Source organism: Aerococcus sp. L_32 (genome assembly GCF_050689315.1).
The window spans coordinates 1-853 of record NZ_JBOEQF010000781.1 but is presented as its reverse complement, the minus strand read 5'-3'; the positions used below and the strand labels follow the sequence as shown (position 1 = coordinate 853).

1 pseudogene is annotated in these 853 nt (G+C 33.6%); it reads left to right on the top strand.

Features of this window, described 5'->3' with window-relative positions:
- Positions 1–62: 62 nt before the first annotated feature.
- Positions 63–853, top strand: a pseudogene (locus tag ACRCJ0_RS16415) (hypothetical protein); the annotation flags it as partial.

The window sequence follows — 853 nt, the reverse complement described above, 5'->3', positions numbered from 1 at the left end:
CTTAAGATTGTGTTAAAATGGTATATGTTAAAGTGTCGAATTTTGACCTAAAGGAGATTATTATGAAGAGAGAGAATTGGCAGTCTAAAATTCCTTCTTTCTTATTGAAGTCGGCAATTATATGGCCACTTATTATTGCGCTATTATTATTGATTATCGTGATCGGTCTTAGTGCAACAGTTAGTTTACAAATGGGTTTTATCATTGTTAGTTTGATTGTTGTTGTGATAGGTTTGCTTGGTTTTGCTTTGGTCCAGATGTTAACCACCTTGAGGGAATATATCTTAGGATTAGGTAATCAGATTAAATCTGTGCAAAGTGAAATTCTATTGAAGATGCCTATTGGTATTATTGTCTTCGATGAAAATGACCCAACAATTGAATGGGTAAATCCCTTTTTACAAAAGTACTTCTACCAGAAGGAAATCATTGGATTAAATATAAATGATTTAGATGAAGAAATTTTTGAATTGTACAAGGAATTTCAAGAAGATCCGTCATTGAATTCTAAACGATTCCAGTGGAAGAATGCGCATTTCGAGGTCACTTATTTAAGAGATGAGCATGCTATGTACTTTATTGATGTAACCAAGTATGGGGTAATTGCTGAGAATGCTGACCTTGGCCGTATTGTTATTGGTCATATTGTGATTGATAATTATGATGAAACGGTATCTTCAATGAATGATAGAAGAAAATCTACGATTGATAACTTGGTAACGAGTGACTTGTCTAAGTGGGCTAAAAACTATGATTCTTACATTAAACGTTTGGATGATGACCATTTCTTACTGGTATCAACTTATGGTCAGTTGTCTCGAATGGAAGAGAACAAGTTTGTGGTCGTTGATAA